Here is a 13,702-nt window from a genome sequence, read left to right as displayed (position 1 = left end):
TCTGAAAATGATCTCAGCTGAAGGCCTGAAAGAAATCGATCGCGCGGTCGCGAAATATCCCGCCGAGCAAAAGCAATCGGCGGTGATGGCGGCGCTCGCTGTCGCTCAGGAAGAGCATGGATGGCTCTCGCCCGAACTCATGCAGTTCGTGGCCGATTACCTGAGCATGCCGCCGGTCGCGGTGCAGGAAGTCGCGACGTTCTACACCATGTACGAGCTGAAGCCGGTCGGTAAGCACAAGGTCACGCTCTGCACGAACCTGCCTTGCCAGCTCGGTCCGGACGGCGGTTCGGACAGCGCTGCCGAGTATCTCAAGCAGAAGCTTGGAATCGATTTCGGCGAAACCACCGCGGACGGCAAGTTCACGTTGAAGGAAGGCGAGTGCTTCGGCGCGTGCGGCGACGCACCCGTGATGCTCGTGAACAACCATCGCATGTGCAGCTTCATGAGCCGCGAGAAGATCGACCAGTTGATCGAGGAACTTTCGAAATGACGTCACTCCACGATCGTCACATCAAGCCGCTGATCCTCGCTGGCCTTAACGGCGAGAACTGGCATCTCGAAGACTACGTTGCGCGCGGCGGCTACAAGCAGCTGCGCCGCATCCTGGAAGAGAAGATTCCGGCCGAACAGGTGATCGCCGACGTCAAGGCGTCGGGTCTGCGCGGTCGCGGCGGCGCGGGTTTCCCGACCGGCCTGAAGTGGAGCTTCATGCCGCGTCAGTTCCCGGGGCAGAAATACCTCGTCTGCAACTCGGACGAAGGCGAGCCGGGCACGTTCAAGGATCGCGACATCCTGCGCTGGAATCCGCACGCGCTGATCGAAGGCATGGCCATCGGCGCGTACGCGATGGGCATCACCGTCGGCTACAACTACATCCACGGCGAGATTTTCGAAGTCTACAAGGTGTTCGAAGCGGCGCTCGAAGAAGCGCGCGCGGCCGGTTATCTCGGCGCGAACATCCTGGGCTCGGGCTTCTCGTTCGAACTGTACGCGCACCACGGTTACGGCGCGTACATCTGCGGCGAAGAAACCGCGCTGCTCGAATCGCTGGAAGGCAAGAAAGGCCAGCCGCGCTTCAAGCCGCCGTTCCCGGCGAGCTTCGGCGTGTACGGCAAGCCGACCACGATCAACAACACCGAGACCTTCGCCGCGGTGCCGTTCCTGCTGGAAATCGGCCCGCAGAATTATCTCGAGCTCGGCAAGCCGAACAACGGCGGCACGAAGATCTTCTCCGTGTCGGGCGACGTCAATCGTCCGGGCAACTACGAGGTCCCGCTCGGCACGCCGTTCTCCACATTGATGGAGCTGGCGGGCGGCGTGCGCGGCAAGTCGGTCAAGGCCGTGATTCCGGGTGGCTCGTCCGCGCCGGTCGTGCCGGGCGACATGATGCTCGCCACCGATATGGACTACGATTCGATCGCGAAGGCCGGCTCGATGCTGGGCTCCGGCGCGGTCATCGTGATGAACGAAACGCGCTGCATGGTGCGCTCGCTGCTGCGCCTGTCGTACTTCTACTATGAAGAGTCGTGCGGCCAGTGCACGCCGTGCCGCGAGGGCACCGGCTGGCTGTATCGCGTGGTGCATCGCATCGAGCACGGCCTCGGCCGCAAGGAAGATCTGGATCTGCTGAACTCGGTCGCCGAAAACATCATGGGCCGCACGATCTGCGCGCTCGGCGATGCGGCGGCGATGCCCGTGCGCGGCATGCTCAAGCACTTCTGGGACGAATTCGAATATCACGTCGAGCACAAACATTGTCTCGTCGGCGGGCACGCGCATCACGCGCCGTCCGAAGCGCTTACCGCGTAATCAGACGCGCAGTCAGATGCGCGACAAGGGTCGAGAGACCAGGGTTGAGGATCTTAATCCATCATGGTTGAACTAGAAATTGACGGCAAGACGGTCGAGGTGCCTGAAGGCAGCATGGTGATCCAGGCTGCGCACAAGGTCGATACGTACATCCCTCACTTTTGCTATCACAAGAAGCTGTCGATCGCGGCGAACTGCCGGATGTGCCTCGTCGAAGTCGAAAAGATGCCGAAGGCCGTTCCCGCCTGCGCGACGCCCGTGTCGGCCGGCATGATCGTTCGCACCACCTCCGACAAGGCCGTGAAGGCGCAGCAGTCGGTGATGGAATTCCTGCTGATCAACCACCCGCTCGATTGCCCGATCTGCGATCAGGGCGGCGAGTGCCAGTTGCAGGATCTGGCCGTCGGTTACGGCAAGTCGCAGTCGCGCTATAGCGAAGAGAAGCGCGTGGTGTTTCACAAGAACGTCGGCCCGCTCATCTCGATGGAAGAGATGTCGCGCTGCATCCACTGCACGCGCTGCGTGCGCTTCGGCCAGGAAGTCGCCGGCGTGATGGAGCTCGGCATGCTGGGCCGCGGCGAGCATTCGGAAATCACGTCGTTCGTCGGCAAGACGGTGGATTCGGAACTGTCGGGCAACATGATCGACCTGTGCCCGGTCGGCGCACTGACCAGCAAGCCGTTCCGCTACAGCGCGCGTACGTGGGAACTGTCGCGCCGCAAGTCGGTGAGCCCGCACGATTCCGTCGGCGCGAACCTCGTCGTGCAGGTGAAGAACAATCGCGTGATGCGCGTTCTGCCGATGGAAAACGAAGCCATCAACGAATGCTGGATCTCGGACAAGGACCGTTTCTCGTACGAAGGCCTGAACAGCGACGAGCGTCTCACCACGCCGATGCTCAAGCAGGGCGGCAACTGGATCGAAACCGACTGGCAGACCGCGCTCGAATACGTGGCGAAGGGCCTGAAGGGCATCAAGGCGGATCATGGCGCGAACGCCATCGCCGCGCTCGCCACGCCGCACAGCACGGTCGAAGAGCTGCATCTGCTCAAGCAACTGGCTGAAGGCGTCGGTACGCCGAATGTCGATTTCCGTCTGCGCCAGAACGATTTCTCGGCGCCGATGGGCGTCGGGGCGCCGTGGCTCGGCACGAAGATCGCGGATCTGTCGATGATCGACACCGCGTTCGTGATCGGCTCGTTCCTGCGCCGCGATCATCCGCTGTTCGCCGCGCGTCTGCGTCAGGCAGCGAAGAACGGCGCGAAGGTCACGTTCCTGAACGCCAGCAACGACGACTCGCTGATTCCGACCGCGCATCGCCTGGTCGCCGCGCCCTCGGCGTGGCTCGATCAGCTCGCGGGCATCGCGGCGGCGGTCGCCGAAGCGCGCGGCGTCGCGCTGCCGGACGCGTTCGCGGGTCGCGACGTGTCGGCGGCGGCCAAGGATGTCGCGGCATCGCTGTCGGCGGGTGAAGAGCGCGTCGTGCTGCTCGGCAACGTCGCGGTTCAGCATCCGGACTTTGCACAGATTCAGGCGGCGGCCCAGTGGATCGCCGACAATACCGGAGCGACACTCGGCTTCCTCACGGAAGGCGCGAACTCGGTCGGCGCGCATCTCGTCGATGCACTGCCGGGCGAAGGCGGTCTCAACGCACGCGAAGCGTTCGAGCAGCCGCGCAAGGGCTATGTGCTCCTGAACGCCGAACCGGAATACGACACGGCCAATCCGGCGCAAGCCATCGCCGCGCTGAAGGCAGCGGAAATGGTCGTCGTGATGTCGCCGTTCAAGCACGGCATGGACTACGCGGACGTACTGCTGCCGATCGCGCCGTACACGGAAACGTCGGGCACGTTCGTCAACGCGGAAGGCACGGCACAGTCGTTCAACGGCGTCGTGCGCGCGCTCGGCGATACGCGTCCGGGCTGGAAGGTGCTGCGCGTGCTGGGCACGATCCTCGGCTTGCCGGGCTTCGAATTCGACACGGCCGAAGAAGTGCGCGTTGCAGCGCTCGGCACGGGCGACCTGAGCGCGCGCCTGTCGAACAAGACGGCGGTGGCGGCGAAGCGCGCAGCATCGAATGTCGTGCTGAACGGCAGCGGCCTGCAGCGCCTCGCCGATGTGCCGATCTACCACGCCGACGCGCTCGTGCGCCGCGCGCCGTCGCTGCATCTGACGGCGGCCGCACGCGATGCGAACGTGGCGGGTCTGCCGACCTCGCTCTTCGACAAGCTCGGCCTGAAGGACGGCGAAGCGGTGCGTATCAAGCAAGGCAACCTGTCGGTGACGCTGCCCGCGGTCCGCGATGCGAATCTCGCGGAATCGGTGGTCCGCGTGTCGGCGGGCACGACGGCTGGCGCCGCGCTCGGCGGCCTGTTCGGTGAACTGGTAGTGGAGAAGGCGTAAAAATGGGCTTGTTCGATACGATCAACGCAGGCGGCACGCAGCTTCTCGGCGTCGCATGGCCGACGGTGTGGGCGATCGTCCGCATCCTCGTGGTTTCGGTGGTCATCCTGCTGTGCGTGGCGTACCTGATTCTCTGGGAACGCAAGCTCATCGGCTGGATGCACGTGCGTCTCGGCCCGAACCGCGTCGGTCCCGCAGGTCTGCTGCAGCCGATCGCAGACGTGCTGAAGCTTCTGCTCAAGGAAGTCATTCAGCCGACGGCGGCCAGCAAATGGATCTACATGATCGCGCCGATCATGACCGTGGTGCCCGCGTTCGCGGTCTGGGCGGTGATTCCGTTCCAGGCCAAGGCGGTGCTCGGCGATATCAACGCGGGTCTGCTGTACGCCATGGCGATTTCGTCGATCGGCGTGTACGGCGTGATCCTCGCGGGCTGGGCGTCGAACTCGAAGTACGCGTTCCTGGGTGCGATGCGCGCGGCGGCGCAGATGGTGTCCTACGAAATCTCGATGGGTTTCGCGCTCGTCGTGGTGCTGATGGTCGCGGGCACGCTGAACATGTCCGAGATCGTGCACTCGCAGCAGCGCGGCATGTTCGCGGGCTGGGGCGTCAACTTCCTGTCGTGGAACTGGCTGCCGCTCTTGCCGATGTTCGTCGTGTACTTCATCTCGGGCATCGCTGAAACGAACCGTCACCCGTTCGACGTGGTGGAAGGCGAATCGGAAATCGTCGCGGGTCACATGATCGATTACTCCGGCATGGCGTTCGCGCTGTTCTTCCTCGCCGAGTACATCAACATGATCGTGATCTCCGCGATCGCGACGACGCTGTTCCTCGGCGGCTGGGATGCACCGTTTGGCTTCCTGTCGTTCATTCCGGGCGTATTCTGGTTCGTTTTCAAGGTATTCCTGCTGCTGTCGGTGTTCATCTGGGCGCGCGCGACTTTCCCGCGTTACCGCTATGACCAGATCATGCGTCTGGGCTGGAAGGTGTTCCTGCCGGTGTCGGTGATCTGGGTGGTGGTGGTCGGCTTCTGGATCATGTCGCCGCTCAACATCTGGAAGTAAGAGACAAGAGCGGACGAAAACATCATGAACGCTATTCAGAACTTCTTCAAAACCTTCTTCCTGACCGAGCTGCTGAAGGGTCTGGCGCTGACGGGCCGTTACACGTTCCAGCGCAAGATCACAGTGCAGTTCCCGGAAGAGAAGACCCCGATCTCGCCGCGTTTTCGCGGTCTGCACGCGCTGCGCCGCTATGAAAACGGCGAAGAGCGCTGCATCGCCTGCAAGCTGTGCGAAGCAGTGTGCCCGGCGATGGCGATCACGATCGAATCGGAAACGCGCGCGGACAACACCCGTCGCACGACGCGCTACGACATCGACCTGACCAAGTGCATCTTCTGCGGATTCTGCGAAGAAAGCTGCCCGGTCGATTCGATCGTCGAAACGCACATCCTCGAATATCACGGCGAAAAGCGCGGCGACCTGTACTTCACGAAGGACATGCTGCTTGCGGTGGGCGATCGTTACGAAACGGAAATCGCCGCATCGAAGGCGGCGGACGCGCCTTATCGTTGATATGAGTTCGATGCCGAAGCCACGCGGTTCGGCATCGCGCCAGAGCGATTTTGTTGTTGCTGTTTGGCACACTGCGGCGCGCGCCGAGGGCGGCTCCTGTCCGAAAGCGCCGACACACCATGCCTGATGATGGCCTAACGATGAACCGGTAATCATGGAATTCACAACCGTACTGTTCTATATCTTCGCGCTGCTGCTGACCGTGTCGGCGCTGAAGGTGATCACCTCGCGCAACCCGGTGTCATCCGCGCTTTTCCTCGTGCTCTCGTTCTTCAACGCGGCCGCGATCTGGATGCTGCTGCAAGCCGAATTCCTCGCGATTCTGCTGGTTCTCGTGTACGTGGGCGCCGTGATGGTGCTGTTCCTCTTCGTGGTCATGATGCTCGACATCAACATTGATGTCCTGCGACGGGATTTCAAGCGCTTCGTGCCGCTCGCGAGCATCGTCGGCGCGATCATCGTGATCGAGACCGCGCTGATCCTCTGGCACGGCTACGGCGCGACCATCACGCCGGTCGTCGGCGCAGCCGTCAGCGGTGCGGGGGTGATGCCGAATACGCAACTGATCGGCAAGGTCATCTACACGGACTACATCTTCGCCTTTGAAATTGCGGGTCTCGTTCTGCTGGTCGCCATCATCGCTGCGATCTCGCTCACGATCCGCGACAAGAAAGACAAGAAGACGCAAACCGTCAGCCAGCAAGTCAAGGTGCGCGCGCAAGATCGCGTTCGCATCGTGAAGATGAAGTCCGAGACAGAGGCGCCGGACGCCACCACGGAACCGGCCGTGACCGGCAATATCGGCGCGGGTACGGTCGACAACAAGGGCTGAGCGCGAAGGAGAATACGAATATGTTGAGTCTTGCCCATTACCTCGTGCTCGGTGCGATCCTGTTTGCGATCAGCATCGTCGGCATCTTCCTGAACCGCCGCAACATCATCATCATCCTGATGGCCATCGAATTGATGCTGCTCGCGGTGAACACCAATTTTGTCGCGTTCTCGCACTATCTGGGCGATGTGCATGGCCAGATTTTCGTGTTCTTCGTGCTGACCGTGGCCGCGGCTGAAGCCGCGATCGGTCTCGCGATTCTCGTGACCCTGTTCCGTAGCCTCGACACGATCAACGTCGAGGACCTCGATCAGCTCAAAGGTTAATTTCAGGCTAGGCTGTTATGTCCACGACACTCAATGAAAACCTCCTGCTCGCGGTTCCGCTGGCGCCGCTGGCCGGCTCGCTGATCGCAGGGCTATTCGGGAAGGCGGTGGGGCGCAAGGGTTCGCATCGCATCACGATCCTCGGCGTCTTCATCTCGTTCATCCTTTCGGCGATCGTCTTCAACGACGTGATGCATGGCGCGAGCTTCAACGCGACCATCTACGAATGGATGAACGTCGGCACGCTCAAGATGGAAGTCGGCTTCCTGGTCGACTCGCTCACGGCGATGATGATGGTCATCGTGACCTTCGTCTCGCTGATGGTGCACATCTACACGATCGGCTACATGGCGGACGAGGAAGTGGGTTACGAGCGCTTCTTCTCGTACATTTCGCTCTTCACGTTCTCGATGCTGATGCTCGTCATGAGCAACAACTTCCTGCAGCTGTTCTTCGGCTGGGAAGCGGTGGGTCTCGTGTCGTACCTCCTGATCGGCTTCTACTTCACGCGTGAGAGCGCGATCTACGCCAACATGAAGGCGTTCATCGTGAACCGCGTGGGCGACTTCGGCTTTCTGCTGGGCATCGGTCTGCTGCTCTCGTTCGCGGGTTCGCTGAACTACGGCGACGTGTTCGCCCAAGGCGACAAGCTCGCGGCGATGACTTTCCCCGGCACGCAATGGGGCCTGCTGACGGTTGCCTGCGTGTGCCTGTTCATCGGCGCGATGGGCAAGTCGGCGCAGTTCCCGCTGCACGTCTGGCTGCCTGATTCGATGGAAGGCCCGACGCCGATCTCCGCGCTGATTCACGCGGCGACCATGGTGACGGCCGGTATCTTCATGGTGACGCGCATGTCGCCGCTGTTCGAGCACTCGGATGCGGCGCTCTCGTTCGTGACGGTCATCGGCGCCATCACAGCGTTGTTCATGGGCTTCCTCGGCGTCGTGCAGAACGACATCAAGCGCGTGGTCGCGTATTCGACGCTCTCACAGCTCGGCTACATGACGGTCGCGCTCGGCGTCTCGGCGTACCCGGTTGCCGTGTTCCACCTCGGCACGCACGCGTTCTTCAAGGCGCTGCTGTTCCTCGGCGCGGGCTCGGTCATCATCGGGATGCACCACGATCAGGACATGCGCAACATGGGCGGCCTGCGCAAGTACATGCCGATCACGTGGATCACGTCGCTGATCGGTTCGCTCGCGCTGATCGGCACGCCGTTCTTCTCGGGTTTCTACTCGAAGGACTCGATCATCGAAGCGGTTAAGTACTCGCATCTGGCGGGCTCGGGCTTCGCGTATTTCGCAGTGGTCGCGAGCGTGTTCGTCACGTCGCTGTACTCGTTCCGCATGTATTTCATGGTGTTCCACGGCGAAGAGCGCTTCCGTGGTCCGAAACATCCCGATTCGCCGATGGGCCAGGCCGAAGCGCACGGCCACGGTCACGACTCGCACGGTCACGACGATCATGGTCATGGCCACGCGCACGTTCCGCACGAAACGCCCTGGGTGGTGACGCTGCCGCTCGTGCTGCTCGCTATTCCGTCGATCATCATCGGCGCGATCATGATCGGCCCGATGATTTACGGCGACTTCTTCGCGCACGGCGTGGCGTTCGACAAGGTGATCTTCATTGGCGAGAACCACGAAGGCCTGAAGGAAATGGCCGAAGAGTTCCACGGCTGGGTCGCGATGGCGCTGCACGGCATCATCACGCCGGGTCCGGTGTGGCTCGCGGCGCTGGGTGTGATCGTCGCGTGGTTCTTCTACATGAAGCGTCCGGATCTGCCGGCGGTCGTTGCAAAGACCTTCCGTCCGATCTACGTGCTGCTCGACAACAAGTACTACTGCGACAAGATCAATGAGGTCGTGTTCGCGAAGGGCGCGGTCGCCATCGGCCGCGGTCTGTGGAAAGAGGGCGATGTGGTCGTCATCGACGGCATCGTCAACGGCAGTGCGCGGTTCATGGGCTGGTTCGCCGGTGTGATCCGCTTCCTTCAATCCGGTTACATCTATCACTACGCGTTCGCCATGATTATCGGCATGTTGGGGCTCTTGACCCTGTTTGTGACGCTCGGCGGCAAATAAGGCGAGGGATCCTATGCACTCTTTTCCGATTCTCAGTGTCGCGATCTGGCTGCCGATCATTTTCGGCCTGCTGGTGCTCGCAGTTGGTAACGACCAGAACCCGGCGCCCGCGCGCTGGGTCGCGCTGATCGGCTCGGTGCTCGGGCTGATCGTCACGATTCCGCTCATCACCGGCTTCGATACGTCGACGGCCGCGCTGCAGTTCGTCGAACAGTCGAACTGGATCGAGCGCTTCAACATCACGTACCACCTCGGTGTGGACGGCATCTCGATGTGGTTCGTCGTGCTGACCGCGCTCATCACGGTGATCGTCGTGATCGCCGGCTGGGAAGTGATCACCGAGCGCGTGTCGCAGTACATGGCCGCGTTTCTGATCCTCTCGGGCATCATGATCGGCGTGTTCTCGACGGCGGATGGCCTGCTGTTCTACGTGTTCTTCGAAGCCACGCTCATTCCGATGTACATCATCATCGGCGTGTGGGGTGGACCGAACCGCGTGTACGCGGCGTTCAAGTTCTTCCTGTACACGCTGGCCGGCTCGCTGCTGATGCTGGTCGCGTTGCTGTATCTGTACACGCAGACGCATACGTTCGATCTCGCCGCGTGGCACGCCGCGAAGCTCGACATGACGCCACAGGTGCTGCTCTTCATCGCGTTCTTCCTGGCGTTCGCCGTGAAGGTACCGATGTGGCCGGTGCACACGTGGTTGCCTGACGCGCACGTGGAAGCCCCGACGGGCGGCTCGGTCGTGCTGGCGGCGATCATGCTGAAGCTGGGCGCGTACGGTTTCCTGCGCTTCTCGCTGCCGATCGCGCCGGACGCGAGCCATTTCCTGGCGCCGGTGGTCATCACGCTGTCGCTGATCGCGGTGATCTACATCGGTCTCGTCGCGCTGGTGCAGGCCGACATGAAGAAGCTCGTCGCGTATTCGTCGATCGCGCACATGGGCTTCGTCACGCTCGGCTTTTTCATGTTCGGACCGTCGAGCCAGCTCGCCGTCGAAGGCGGGCTGATCCAGATGATCTCGCACGGCTTCATCTCGGGCGCGATGTTCCTTTCGATCGGCGTGCTCTATGACCGCGTCCACTCGCGTCAGATCGCGGATTACGGCGGCGTCGTGAACACGATGCCGAAGTTCGCCGCGTTCGCGATGCTCTTCGCGATGGCCAACTGCGGCTTGCCGGGCACCTCGGGTTTCGTCGGCGAATTCATGGTGATTCTGGCGGCGGTGAAGTACAACTTCTGGATCGCCTTCCTCGCCACCTTCACGCTGATTCTCGGCGCGGCCTACACGCTGTGGATGTACAAGCGCGTGTATTTCGGAGCGGTCGCGAACGACCACGTCGCGAAGCTCAAGGACATCAACAAGCGCGAATTCCTGATGCTCGCCGTGCTGGCGCTGTTCACGCTGTACATGGGCCTGCATCCGAAGCCCTTTACCGACGTGATGCACGAATCCGTGGCAAACCTGCTCTCCCACGTCGCGCAGTCCAAGCTGCCGCTGGCTCAGTAACGTCGTGCGGAGGAACTAAAAGATCATGCAAAACGCTCCTATGAGTATGTTGTGGCCCGACGCGGTCCTGATGGCCGCAGTCGTCGTCGCCTGGTTGAACGACACGGTGTTCGGCGAGAAGAGCCGCAATACGACGTATCTGATCGCGCTCGTGTCGACGATCGTCTGTGGCGTGTGGTTCGCGATGACCGCGCTCAATCCGACGCCGGCCTACTTCTTCACGCGCATGTACATCGTCGATCCGTTCGCGAGCGCGATGAAGGCGGTGGTGTGCCTCGGCTACGCGGTCTCGATCATCTATTCGAAGAAGTATCTGGAAGATCGCGACCTGTTCCGCGGCGACTTCTTCCTGCTCGGCCTGTTTTCGCTGCTGGGCCAGTGCGTGATGATTTCGGGCAATAACTTCCTCACGCTGTATCTCGGCCTCGAACTGATGTCGCTGTCGCTGTACGCGGTCATCGCGCTGCGCAAGGACGCGCCGCAGTCGAACGAATCGGCGATGAAGTACTACGTGCTCGGCGCGCTCGCATCCGGTTTCCTGCTGTACGGCATCTCGATGCTCTACGGCGCGACCGGTTCGCTCGAACTGAATGAAGTGCTGAAGGCGGTGGCTTCGGGACGCATCAACGATGCCGTGCTGCTGTTCGGCGTGATCTTCGTCGTGGCGGGTGTGGCGTTCAAGATGGGCGCGGTGCCGTTCCACATGTGGGTGCCCGACGTGTATCAAGGCGCACCGACTGCGATGACGCTGCTCACCGGCGGCGGTCCGAAGGTCGCGGCGTTCGCGTGGGGCCTGCGTCTGCTGGTGATGGGCCTGCTCCCGCTGGCGATCGACTGGCAGGAGATGCTGGTGATTCTCGCGGCGCTGTCGCTCATCGTCGGCAATATCACGGGTATCGTGCAGAAGAACATCAAGCGGATGCTGGCGTATTCGGCCATCTCCAACATGGGCTTCGTGCTGCTCGGCCTGCTCGCGGGCGTCGTCGACGGCAAGGTGACCGGCGCGGCCGGCGCATACAGCTCGGCGATGTTCTACAGCATCATCTATCTGGTGACGACGCTCGGCACCTTCGGCGTGGTCATGCTGCTCGCGCGCCGCGACTTCGAAGCCGAAATGCTCGAGGACTTCAAGGGCCTGAACCAGCGCAGCCCGGTGTTCGCGTTCGTCATGATGATCATGATGTTCTCGCTCGCCGGCATCCCGCCGACGGTCGGTTTCTATGCGAAGCTCGCCGTGCTCGAAGCGACGATGAACGCCGGCCTCACGTGGCTCGCCGTCCTCGCCGTGATGACCTCGCTCGTGGGTGCGTTCTACTACCTGCGCGTCGTGAAGCTGATGTACTTCGATGCACCGCAAGACGCATCGCCGATCGTCGCTGGCGGCCTGAACCGCTCGTTGCTCGCGTTCAACGGCCTCGCCGTGCTGGTGCTCGGTCTGGTTCCGGGCCCGCTGATGACCGCGTGCCTGACGGCGATCTCGCATACGCTGCCGCTGTAATGTCGGCGGCAGGCTGGTTCATCGTGCTGTTGGCGCTCGTTCTCGCCAACCTGCCGTTTCTGAATCAGCGCCTCTTCGCCGTCGTCCCGTTGGCGCTTCCGGCGCCGACGGGACACAGGACAGCGAAGAAGAGCGCGTGGATTCGCATCGGCGAGCTCATCGTTCTTTACTTCGCGGTCGGCGCGCTCGGCTTCATGCTGGAAGCGCGCGCCGGCAACCGCTTCGCTCAGGAATGGCAGTTCTATGCCATCACCTTCAGTCTCTTCGTGGTGTTCGCGTTTCCGGGCTTCACGTACCAATATCTCGTCAAGCGTCGCTGACGGCTTCGCGCCGTCAGCGGCCTGCTTCAAGGCACAAGGCTCAAGATGGCAGATCATTCCTCGATTCCCGGCAAAGACGACGGCCTCACCGAAAAGAAGGTCGAAAGCATCACGCTGCACGAGGGCAAATTCCTCACGCTCAAGCGTGATACCGTCGAATTGCCGGACGGCAAGCACGCGACGCGCGAATTCGTCGAGCATCCCGGCGCGGTGATGATCCTGCCGGTCTTCGACGATGGCCGCGTGCTGCTCGAACGTCAGTTTCGCTATCCGGTAGGGAAGGTTCTGCTCGAATTTCCCGCGGGCAAGCTCGATCCCAACGAAGACGAACTCACGTGCGCGAAACGCGAGTTGCAGGAAGAGACGGGCTACACGGCGCGCGAATGGACGTTTCTCACGCGTATCCATCCGGTGATTTCGTACTCGACCGAGTTCATCGACATCTATCTCGCGCGCGGCCTGAGTTCGGGCGATGCCAAGCTTGATGAAGGCGAGTTCCTCGAAACCTTTATCGCCGATGAAGCGCAACTGATGAACTGGGTGAAGGACGGCACCATCAGCGACGTGAAGACGATCATCGGCGCGTTCTGGCTGGAGAAAGTCCGTTCGGGCGAGTGGAAGCTCGGAGAGACGATCACCGACTGAGCGCGCGTCAGACGCATGCATGCGGAAGCGGCCTCGATGGCCGCTTTTGTCGTTTTTGCGTCAACAAAAGCGTCGCGAGGGCCGAGCGGCTAGAATGAATGTTCCATCGATGACGCGCGCGCCATTCTTCCGATCTTGCGAACGATCGTTCACAAAACGCGTTTTTGAGATAAACTCCAGACGAAGCCCGATCAGCATGAAGGTTCTCGATTTAAAGTGCTCGCACGAACACCGGTTCGAAGGCTGGTTCGCCTCGACCGAGGAGTTCGAATCGCAGTTGTCGCGCAAGCTGGTTGCATGTCCGGTTTGTTCGGCGACCGAAGTGAGCCGCATGCCGTCCGCGCCGCGCCTGAATTTGTCGTCGGCGCGAGGCGAGGCGGCGCCGCAGCCTGCGCAGGCGCAAGTCACGCCCGAAGCGGCGGCGCTGCAGGCGCGCGCGCTGCAATTCATGCGTGAGCTGATCGGGAAGACCGAAAACGTGGGCGAGCGGTTTGCCGAAGAGGCGCGGCGCATTCACTACAACGAAGCGCCGGCGCGCAACATTCGCGGCGTCACGACGCCCGAGGACGCGCATGCCTTGCTCGAAGAAGGGATCGACGTGATGCCGTTGCCTGTTCCGGACGCATTGAAAGAGCCGCTGCAGTAACATTCGCGCGCGGCGCCTCTTCTGGCTCTGGTCCGGGCCATGA

13 protein-coding genes are annotated in these 13,702 nt (G+C 61.9%); all 13 read left to right on the top strand.

Features of this window, described 5'->3' with window-relative positions; translation table 11 throughout:
* The first annotated feature begins 7 nt into the window (after positions 1 to 7).
* The 13 genes from nuoE (at position 8) to NK8_RS08805 (ending at position 13,659) form a co-directional block, all read left to right on the top strand.
* Complete coding sequence (gene nuoE, locus NK8_RS08865; protein WP_162065870.1) at positions 8 to 493, top strand: NADH-quinone oxidoreductase subunit NuoE; 486 nt, start codon at positions 8 to 10, stop codon at positions 491 to 493.
* Positions 490 to 1,812 (top strand): NADH-quinone oxidoreductase subunit NuoF, encoded by a 1,323-nt coding sequence (gene nuoF / locus NK8_RS08860; protein ID WP_162065869.1) that lies wholly within the window; start codon positions 490 to 492, stop codon positions 1,810 to 1,812. The genes nuoE and nuoF overlap by 4 nt, the downstream gene beginning before the upstream one ends.
* A 63-nt stretch (positions 1,813 to 1,875) precedes the next feature.
* A complete protein-coding gene (gene nuoG / locus NK8_RS08855) occupies positions 1,876 to 4,215 on the top strand; it encodes an NADH-quinone oxidoreductase subunit NuoG (RefSeq protein ID WP_213226095.1) in 2,340 nt (779 codons plus the stop codon).
* Positions 4,216 to 4,217: 2 nt separating this feature from the next.
* Positions 4,218 to 5,282, top strand: a complete 1,065-nt coding sequence (nuoH, locus tag NK8_RS08850) for an NADH-quinone oxidoreductase subunit NuoH (protein WP_162065867.1) — start codon at positions 4,218 to 4,220, stop codon at positions 5,280 to 5,282.
* A 24-nt stretch (positions 5,283 to 5,306) separates the two neighbouring features.
* Complete coding sequence (gene nuoI / locus NK8_RS08845; RefSeq protein WP_008341734.1) at positions 5,307 to 5,795, top strand: NADH-quinone oxidoreductase subunit NuoI; 489 nt, start codon at positions 5,307 to 5,309, stop codon at positions 5,793 to 5,795.
* A gap of 154 nt (positions 5,796 to 5,949) precedes the next feature.
* On the top strand, positions 5,950 to 6,627 hold the full coding sequence (locus NK8_RS08840; RefSeq protein WP_213226094.1) for an NADH-quinone oxidoreductase subunit J: 678 nt from the start codon (positions 5,950 to 5,952) through the stop codon (positions 6,625 to 6,627).
* Between the two features lie 20 nt (positions 6,628 to 6,647).
* Positions 6,648 to 6,953: an NADH-quinone oxidoreductase subunit NuoK gene (gene nuoK / locus NK8_RS08835; protein WP_016345647.1), complete on the top strand. Its 306-nt coding sequence runs from the start codon at positions 6,648 to 6,650 to the stop codon at positions 6,951 to 6,953.
* Between the two features lie 17 nt (positions 6,954 to 6,970).
* A complete protein-coding gene (nuoL, locus tag NK8_RS08830) occupies positions 6,971 to 9,037 on the top strand; it encodes an NADH-quinone oxidoreductase subunit L (protein WP_213226093.1) in 2,067 nt (688 codons plus the stop codon).
* Positions 9,038 to 9,050: 13 nt separating this feature from the next.
* Positions 9,051 to 10,550, top strand: a complete 1,500-nt coding sequence (locus tag NK8_RS08825) for an NADH-quinone oxidoreductase subunit M (RefSeq protein ID WP_162065864.1) — start codon at positions 9,051 to 9,053, stop codon at positions 10,548 to 10,550.
* 25 nt (positions 10,551 to 10,575) lie between these two features.
* Positions 10,576 to 12,048 (top strand): NADH-quinone oxidoreductase subunit NuoN, encoded by a 1,473-nt coding sequence (gene nuoN, locus NK8_RS08820; protein WP_213226092.1) that lies wholly within the window; start codon positions 10,576 to 10,578, stop codon positions 12,046 to 12,048.
* Positions 12,048 to 12,368: a DUF2818 family protein gene (locus tag NK8_RS08815; RefSeq protein ID WP_213226091.1), complete on the top strand. Its 321-nt coding sequence runs from the start codon at positions 12,048 to 12,050 to the stop codon at positions 12,366 to 12,368. Before nuoN ends, NK8_RS08815 begins: the two co-directional genes overlap by 1 nt.
* Before the next feature lie 45 nt (positions 12,369 to 12,413).
* Positions 12,414 to 13,013 carry an NUDIX domain-containing protein gene (locus NK8_RS08810; RefSeq protein WP_213226090.1) on the top strand — a complete coding sequence of 200 codons (600 nt, stop codon included), beginning with the start codon at positions 12,414 to 12,416 and terminating at the stop codon, positions 13,011 to 13,013.
* Between the two features lie 196 nt (positions 13,014 to 13,209).
* Entirely contained in the window at positions 13,210 to 13,659 is a 450-nt protein-coding gene (locus NK8_RS08805) for a DUF1178 family protein (protein ID WP_213226089.1), read from the top strand.
* Positions 13,660 to 13,702: the final 43 nt, after the last annotated feature.

The organism is Caballeronia sp. NK8, from assembly GCF_018408855.1.
Taxonomy (GTDB): Bacteria; Pseudomonadota; Gammaproteobacteria; order Burkholderiales; family Burkholderiaceae; genus Caballeronia.
The sequence above is the reverse complement of the archived record's forward strand: the minus strand, read 5'-3'. Positions and strand labels throughout refer to the sequence as shown.

What these genes read in the sequence shown, in the direction of transcription:
- nuoI (WP_008341734.1), top strand. Translation starts at nt 5,307, where the DNA reads ATGAACGCTATTCAGAACTTCTTCAAAACCTTCTTCCTGACCGAGCTG.
- nuoL (WP_213226093.1), top strand. Translation starts at nt 6,971, where the DNA reads ATGTCCACGACACTCAATGAAAACCTCCTGCTCGCGGTTCCGCTGGCG.
- NK8_RS08810 (WP_213226090.1), top strand. Translation starts at nt 12,414, where the DNA reads ATGGCAGATCATTCCTCGATTCCCGGCAAAGACGACGGCCTCACCGAA.
- NK8_RS08815 (WP_213226091.1), top strand. Translation starts at nt 12,048, where the DNA reads ATGTCGGCGGCAGGCTGGTTCATCGTGCTGTTGGCGCTCGTTCTCGCC.
- nuoK (WP_016345647.1), top strand. Translation starts at nt 6,648, where the DNA reads ATGTTGAGTCTTGCCCATTACCTCGTGCTCGGTGCGATCCTGTTTGCG.
- NK8_RS08805 (WP_213226089.1), top strand. Translation starts at nt 13,210, where the DNA reads ATGAAGGTTCTCGATTTAAAGTGCTCGCACGAACACCGGTTCGAAGGC.
- nuoF (WP_162065869.1), top strand. Translation starts at nt 490, where the DNA reads ATGACGTCACTCCACGATCGTCACATCAAGCCGCTGATCCTCGCTGGC.
- nuoN (WP_213226092.1), top strand. Translation starts at nt 10,576, where the DNA reads ATGCAAAACGCTCCTATGAGTATGTTGTGGCCCGACGCGGTCCTGATG.
- nuoE (WP_162065870.1), top strand. Translation starts at nt 8, where the DNA reads ATGATCTCAGCTGAAGGCCTGAAAGAAATCGATCGCGCGGTCGCGAAA.
- NK8_RS08840 (WP_213226094.1), top strand. Translation starts at nt 5,950, where the DNA reads ATGGAATTCACAACCGTACTGTTCTATATCTTCGCGCTGCTGCTGACC.
- nuoH (WP_162065867.1), top strand. Translation starts at nt 4,218, where the DNA reads ATGGGCTTGTTCGATACGATCAACGCAGGCGGCACGCAGCTTCTCGGC.
- nuoG (WP_213226095.1), top strand. Translation starts at nt 1,876, where the DNA reads ATGGTTGAACTAGAAATTGACGGCAAGACGGTCGAGGTGCCTGAAGGC.
- NK8_RS08825 (WP_162065864.1), top strand. Translation starts at nt 9,051, where the DNA reads ATGCACTCTTTTCCGATTCTCAGTGTCGCGATCTGGCTGCCGATCATT.